This window comes from Rhodopirellula halodulae (genome assembly GCF_020966775.1).
Classification (GTDB): Bacteria; Planctomycetota; Planctomycetia; order Pirellulales; family Pirellulaceae; genus Rhodopirellula; species Rhodopirellula halodulae.
The window spans coordinates 1-746 of sequence record NZ_JAJKFV010000021.1 but is presented as its reverse complement, the minus strand read 5'-3'; the positions used below and the strand labels follow the sequence as shown (position 1 = coordinate 746).

1 protein-coding gene is annotated in these 746 nt (G+C 54.4%); it reads left to right on the top strand.

Translation table 11 applies throughout. The annotated features are described in order from the left end of the window. Positions 1 to 93 precede the first annotated feature (93 nt). The coding region (locus tag LOC70_RS12845) for an IS5 family transposase (protein ID WP_230253986.1) at positions 94 to 746 on the top strand (653 nt) is incomplete at its 3' end.

Sequence of the window (746 nt, the reverse complement as noted above, 5' to 3'; positions counted from 1 at the left end):
TTAGAACCTATCCGAAAACCAATTTGGCATGAAAAGAGCGGACCATCCTTGAGTTGGTATTTCACAGGTACTCAAATTCAAGGAGGGCCCGCCATGGATGGGCAAAGGAGTTTTGACAACTATCGCATGCCAGATGAATTGTGGGAGCAAATGGAGCAAGTTCTTCCAGCGTATCCGGTCAGCGCGAACGGTGGTCGACCACGTGCTGACCTACGTCGAGTCGCCGACGCGATCTTCTTTCGTCTGCGAACGGGATGCCAATGGAACGCGATTCCACCAGAACTTGCTCCCGGAAGCACTGCTCACGCGTACTATCAGCAATGGGCCGAGCTTGGAGTCTTCGATGAGCTGTGGGATCTTGCGGTCAAAGTTTATGACGAGTTGATTGGCTTGGACTGGCAATGGCAGAGCGTCGATGGTGCGATGACCAAAGCACCGCTGGGAGGCGAAAAGACCGGCAAAAACCCGACGGATCGCGGCAAGCTGGGGACAAAAAGATCACTACAAACCGACGCTTCTGGCATCCCCGTTGGCCTGGCAGTCGGTGGAGCAAACGTTCACGACACACGACTGCTCCAGGAGACCATCGCTGACTGCGTCGACCGAGCAGCCACTGAAGTCAGTCAGTGGGAGAATCTGTGCTTGGATAAAGCGTATGATTCGACTGCGGTCCGCGAGCTCATCGAATCCGTGTATGGCTATACTTCGCACATCCGCAGCCGAGGAGAAGAGAAACGTGAGTTGGA